The 6,071-nt window shown below is 71.8% G+C and carries 6 protein-coding genes; all 6 read left to right on the forward strand.

From position 1 onward, the window contains the following. Positions 1-314: 314 nt before the first annotated feature. Positions 315-1,382, forward strand: a complete 1,068-nt coding sequence (locus tag ACT4N7_RS27900; protein ID WP_444831853.1) for a histidine kinase — start codon at positions 315-317, stop codon at positions 1,380-1,382. After that, positions 1,382-2,170 carry a LytR/AlgR family response regulator transcription factor gene (locus tag ACT4N7_RS27905; protein ID WP_444831858.1) on the forward strand — a complete coding sequence of 263 codons (789 nt, stop codon included), beginning with the start codon at positions 1,382-1,384 and terminating at the stop codon, positions 2,168-2,170. Before ACT4N7_RS27900 ends, ACT4N7_RS27905 begins: the two co-directional genes overlap by 1 nt. Beyond that, positions 2,167-2,535, forward strand: coding sequence for a hypothetical protein (locus tag ACT4N7_RS27910; protein WP_444831854.1), 369 nt, complete (start codon positions 2,167-2,169; stop codon positions 2,533-2,535). Before ACT4N7_RS27905 ends, ACT4N7_RS27910 begins: the two co-directional genes overlap by 4 nt. Then, positions 2,532-4,304 carry a sodium/solute symporter gene (locus tag ACT4N7_RS27915; protein ID WP_444831855.1) on the forward strand — a complete coding sequence of 591 codons (1,773 nt, stop codon included), beginning with the start codon at positions 2,532-2,534 and terminating at the stop codon, positions 4,302-4,304. The genes ACT4N7_RS27910 and ACT4N7_RS27915 overlap by 4 nt, the downstream gene beginning before the upstream one ends. A gap of 63 nt (positions 4,305-4,367) precedes the next feature. Then, complete coding sequence (locus ACT4N7_RS27920) at positions 4,368-4,712, forward strand: DUF485 domain-containing protein (protein WP_444831856.1); 345 nt, start codon at positions 4,368-4,370, stop codon at positions 4,710-4,712. After that, positions 4,709-6,071 (forward strand): solute symporter family protein (locus ACT4N7_RS27925; protein WP_444831857.1); only part of this gene is annotated, 1,363 nt, incomplete at its 3' end. The genes ACT4N7_RS27920 and ACT4N7_RS27925, both read left to right, overlap by 4 nt.

Here is a 6,071-nt window from a genome sequence, read left to right on the forward strand (position 1 = left end):
CCCAGGTCAGGCGTTCGGCTTGGGTGGCCCAGAATCCCTCCCGGTCCGCCGCGGCGTCGGTGTAGGCCTGCGCGGTGACATTCGCCGCCGCCGCGAACTCCGCCGACGGCGCGAACACCCTGCTCTCCTGCTCGGTCATCTCGCCGCTCCCGCACTCTCGTGGCCTGAAAGGCCACCGTAAGAGCGGCCGGACCACACCGCTGGTCCGCCGCGACGGACGGTGCCAGGTCGGGGACGAACGGTCCACGAACGTCACCCGTTGCGGTGACCAGGGACTTAACATCTACCCAAAGCCGTCGAAAAACGGAGGGTGGATGTCGGTGCCGCAGCCGGAGGAACCCGCGGGGTGGCGGCTGCCCTGGTCGCGCACCGACCCGGCGTCGGTGCTCGGCGCCGCCCGCGCGATCGCCGACGACCTGGCCGACGGGCTCGCGGGGGTGCGGGTCCGGGCCGCCGCCCGCGGCATCCGGCGCCTGCTCGGCGCGGACGGCGTCGGCCTCGCCGACCTCTCCGGCCGCCCGGTCTGGGCGGGGCCGCTGCCGCCCGGCACGCGCTGGGTGGCCCTGGTCGACGAAGTCCTGCACACCGAGACCCGCGCGGGCCGCCCGCCGCTGCTCGCGGTGCCGCTGCACGTGCACGACGAGCTGACGGGTGTGCTCGTCGTCGCGGGCCCGACCCGGCTCGCCGCCGTCCGCGAGGTCGGCGAGTGGATCGTGGCCGCCCTGGAGCGGGCCCGGCTGGAGGCGTCCGCCGAGTACGCGGCGCAGGCCGAGCTGCGGGCGCTGCGCGCGGAGATCTCCCCGCACTTCGTCTACAACGCGCTGACCGTCATCGCCTCGCTCGTGCACTCCGACCCCGACCGGTCCCACGAGCTGATGCTCGACTTCGCCGACTACAACCGCTACAGCCTGGCCAGCCACGGCGAGTACACCACCGTCGCCGACGAGTTCCACGCCATCGAGACCTACCTCGCGCTGCAGCGCGCCGTGCTCGGCGACCGGCTGCGGGTGCAGGTCCGGGTCGCGCCCGAGGTTCTCGCCGTTGCCATCCCGTACCTGGTGCTCCAGCCGCTGGTGGAGAACGCCGTCCGGCACGGCATCGAGCCGCGCGCGGGCGGCGGGCAGATCCAGGTCCGGGGCGAGGCCGAAGGCACCGACTGCCTGATCACCGTCGAGGACGACGGCGTCGGCATGGACCCGGCCCGGGCCGAGGCGATTCTCGCGGGCCACGACGTCGCGGGCAGTGTCGGCCTGGCGAACGTCGATCGGCGGCTGCGCAACGTCTACGGGTCGTGGTTCGGTCTGGTGGTGGAGACCGCGGTGGCCGCGGGCACCAAGGTGATCGTGCGGATGCCGATGTTCTCCCCGGGGGTGATGCCGTGATGGGCAGCGGGCTGCGGGTGCTCGCGGTGGACGACGTGCGGGCCGCGCTCGACGAGCTGTGCAGGCTGCTGCGCGGGTCGCCCGAGGTCGCGCAGGTGCACGCGGCGGGCGACGCGCTCAGCGCGCTGAAGATGATCCAGGCCGAGCCGTTCGACGCGGTGTTCCTCGACATCTCCATGCCCGGCCTCAACGGCCTGGAACTGGCTTCCCTGCTGGCCAAGCTCAGCGAGCCCCCGGCGATCGTGTTCGTCACCGCCTACGACGGGCACGCGGTGTCCGCCTACGGCATCGGCGCCGTCGACTACCTGCTCAAGCCCGTGCGCGCGGAGCGCCTCGCCGACGCGCTCGCCAGGGTCGGCCGGATCACCGCCGCCGGACCCGCCCACGTCGACGTGCCGAGCGGGCCCGCCGCCCCCGCGCCCGACGCCATGCCCGCGCTGCCCGTGGAGTCCGACGGACGCACCCGGTACGTGCGCCGCGGCGAGGTGAAGTTCGCCGAGGCACACGGCGACTACGTCCGGTTGCACACCTCGACCGGCGTGCACCTGGTGCGGATGCCGATCTCCCGGCTGCAGGAGTACTGGGAGGGGTCCGGGTTCGCGCGTGTCCACAGAGGATTCCTGCTGGCCCTGGACGCGGTGCGCGAGCTGCGCAGCGACTCGGTGGGCGGCATGCTCGCGCACACCGACCTCGGCGACGTGCCGGTCAGCCGCAGGCACGCCCGCGAGCTGCGGGACCGGCTCCTCAAGGCCGCCCAGCGCGGCGAGCTGCGCGGGCGGGGCGGGTGAGCCCGCACCGCCGGGTGGTGGTGACCAGCCCGCAGACCCGGCTCGCGCACTCCCGGCGCAGGCACCGCGCCGCGTGGCGTCCACCCGCCATGGACCCGGGCGAGGTCCGCCGGGCGGTGGTCGTCTACCGGGCGCAGCGCCGCCGGGCCGTCGCCGCGCTGGTGGCGCTGTTCGCCCTGCTGTTCGGGCTTCCCGTGCTGCTGCACGCTTTCCCGTCGCTGGACGACACCCGGCTGGGGGGCATCCCGGTGTCCTGGCTGGTGCTGGTCGCGGTGCCCTACCCGGCCATGGTGCTCATCGCGCGGTGGCAACTGCGGCGAGCCGAAAGCGCCGAGGAAGCGGGCGACCCGGGGGACCAGGCGTGATCGCGCTGTTCGCGGTGGCCCCGGTCGTGCTGGTCACGTTGCTCGTCGGCCTGCGCGGCGTCGCGGCGATGCGCACCACGTCGGACTTCCTGGTTGCCTCCCGCCGGGTGTCGCCGCTGCTGAACTCCGCCGCGGTGTCGGGGGAATACCTGTCTGCCGCGTCGTTCCTCGGGGTCGCCGGGCTCGTGGTCAAGGACGGCGTCGGCGCGCTGTGGTACCCGGTGGGGTTCACCGCGGGCTACGTTGCGATGCTCGCCCTCGTCGCCGCACCGATGCGCCGATCGGGCGCGGTGACGGTGCCGGACTTCGCGGAGGCGCGGCTGGCGTCGAAGTCGTTGCGCAGGCTCTCGGCCGTGGTCGTGCTGGTGATCGCCGCGCTGTACCTGGTGCCGCAGTTCCGCACGGCCGGGCTGGTGCTCAGCGTGGTCAGCGGCAGCCCGTACTGGGTCGGCGTGGTAATCGCCGCCGTCGTGGTCAGTACGACGCTCGCGCTCGGCGGGATGCGCGCGGCGACCTACGTGCAGGCGTTCCAGTTCTGCTTCAAGCTGGTGCTGTTCATCGTGCCCGCGATCTGGCTGCTGCTGCAGGCCGGTCCGCAGGTGCGCCACGACGCGGTGCACCCGGTGGAGTTCACCCACTTCACGCGCGAGACCCCGGTGTCCTTCGGCCTGGAGGTCACCCTGGAGGTGCGCGAGCCGACCGTGGTGCGGTCGCCGGACGGCCCGCCGCGGGTCATCCCGCCGGGCGAGGTCCGGGTGTCCGCGGGCAGCACGATCGTGTTCGCCGTGGGCGCGGCCGTCCCGGGCGTGCGCGGCGGCGCCGCCCCGGGCGGGCCCGGCTGGCAGCGGCCGCTGCTCGACCTGCAGGACGCGGGCCACCCGCTACTCGGCACCTGGGCGGTGCTGCTCGCGACGATGCTCGGCACGATGGGCCTGCCGCACGTGCTGATGCGGTTCCACACCAGTCCCGACGGTCGAGCCGCCCGGCGCACCGCCGCGATCACGGTCGGCCTGCTCAGCGTGTTCTACCTGTTCCCCGGGATCTACGGCACGTTGGCGAAAGTGTTGGTGCCACAGCTCTTCCTCTCCGGCGCCACGGACACCGCGGTGGTCGCCCTACCGTCCCAAGTGGACTCCGGGGCGAGCGGCACGGTGTTCACCACGCTGCTCACCGCGGGCGCGTTCGCCGCGTTCCTGGCCACCTCGCTGGGATTGCTGCTGGTCGTGGCGGGTGCCATCGCGCACGACCTGCTGCCCGGCGGGCTGGCCCGGCTGCGGTTCACCGTCCTCGGCGCCGCGGCGGTGGTGGTGCTGCTCGCCCTGCCGTCCGCCCGGCTCGACGCGGGCGTGCTCGTCACCTGGGGTTTCACCGTGGCCGCGTCGACGTTCTGCCCGCTGCTGGTGCTCGGCATCTGGTGGTCGCGGCTGACGGCGGTGGGTGCCATCGCGGGCGTCGCCGCCGGGCTGCTCGCGTCGGCGGGCGCGATCGCGGCCACCCTGTTCGGGCCGCCGTTCCACGGCTGGGTCGCGATCCTGGTGGCGCAGCCCGCGCCGTGGTCGGTGCCGCTCGCCTTCGGCACCATGGTGGTGGTGTCGCTGTTCGGGCGTCCGCCGTCCTGGTCGGCCGCCGCGATGCTGCGGCTACACCTGCGGGAACGGCGCGCACCCAGCCCGGTGCGCGACACCGATGGACGTGATCTGGGCCACTCGTCCTGGTCGGCGCGCCGTTCGTCAGCCGTTCGTCGCATCACTCGTCGTTTGAGCCGCTGATCACACCGTGACACATCGCCTTTGCTTACGGTGACGCGGAAGATCCCCGTCGAGGAGGCAGCGATGAGTACCACTGAGCCCAGGACGCGGCCACCGGACCCGGATTGGGCCGAGATCCAGTCCAGTGCGGAGTTCGTGGAACTGCGCAGGCGGCTGCGCCGGTTCGTGTTTCCGATGACCGTGCTGTTCCTGGTCTGGTACCTGGCCTACGTCCTGCTGGCGGACTACGCGCACGGCTTCATGTCGACCAAGGTCATCGGCAACATCAACGTGGCGCTCATCCTCGGCCTGTTGCAGTTCGTCTCCACCTTCGCGATCACGATGCTGTATGTCCGCTATGCCAACCGCAAGCTCGACCCGTTGGCGAGCAAGCTGCGGGAGACCGCCGAGGCCGGAGGTGCCGAGTGACCGCGCTGGCCGCGGGGGTCGAGGGAAGCAGCCCGATCCTCAACATCTCGATCTTCGGCGCGTTCGTGGCGATCACCCTCGTGGTGGTCTTCCGCGCCAGCCGCAACAACAAGACCGCGTCGGACTACTACGCCGCGGGCCACGCGTTCACCGGCCCGCAGAACGGCATCGCCATTTCCGGCGATTACCTGTCGGCGGCGTCGTTCCTCGGTATCGCGGGCGCCATCGCGCTCAGTGGGTACGACGGCTTCCTCTATTCGATCGGCTTCCTGGTCGCGTGGCTGGTCGCGCTGCTGTTGGTGGCCGAACTGCTGCGCAACACCGGCAAGTACACGATGGGCGACGTTCTCGCGTTTCGGATGCGGCAGCGCCCCGTCCGCGCCGCGGCGGCCACGTCCACCCTCGCGGTCTCGTTCTTCTATCTGCTGGCCCAGATGGCGGGTGCGGGCGGTCTCGTCGCGCTGCTGCTGGGTATCGAGAACAAGGTCGGCCAGTCCATCGTGATCGCGGTCGTCGGCATCATCATGATCATGTACGTGCTGATCGGCGGGATGAAGGGCACCACCTGGGTGCAGATCATCAAGGCGGTGCTGCTGATCAGCGGCGCGGCCGTGATGACGGTGTGGGTGCTGGGCAAGTACGGCATGAACCTGTCCAGCCTGCTCGGCGCGGCCGTGGACAACAGCCCGAAGGCGGGCGAGGCGCTGCTCAACCCCGGCCTGCAGTACGGCGGCACGGCGACAAGCAAGATCGACTTCCTCTCGCTGGCCATCGCACTGGTGCTGGGCACGGCCGGTCTGCCGCACATCCTGATGCGCTTCTACACCGTGCCGACCGCGAAGGAAGCCCGCCGCTCCGTTGTCTGGGCGATCTGGCTGATCGGCATCTTCTACCTGTTCACGCTGGTCCTTGGCTACGGCGCCGCGGCGCTCGTCGGCCCGACCGCCATCCAGAACGCCCCGGGCAAGGCCAACTCGGCCGCGCCGCTGCTCGCCAACGCACTGGGCGGGCCGGTGCTCCTGGGCCTGATCGCGGCGGTCGCGTTCGCCACGATCCTCGCCGTGGTGGCGGGGCTGACGATCACCGCGTCGGCCTCGTTCGCGCACGACATCTACGCCAATGTGATCAAGCGCGGTGCTGCGGACGACAAGGAGCAGGAGGTCAAGGTCGCGCGGATCGGCGCGGTCGTGATCGGCGCGGTCGCCATTGTGGGTGGCATCTTCGCGAACGGTCAGAACATCGCGTTCCTGGTGGCGTTGGCGTTCGCGGTGGCGGCGTCGGCGAACCTGCCGACGATCCTGTACTCGCTGTTCTGGAGGCGGTTCAACACCTCCGGCGCGCTGTGGAGCATCTACGGTG

The organism is Actinokineospora sp. (assembly GCF_052390155.1).
Classification (GTDB): Bacteria; Actinomycetota; Actinomycetes; order Mycobacteriales; family Pseudonocardiaceae; genus Actinokineospora.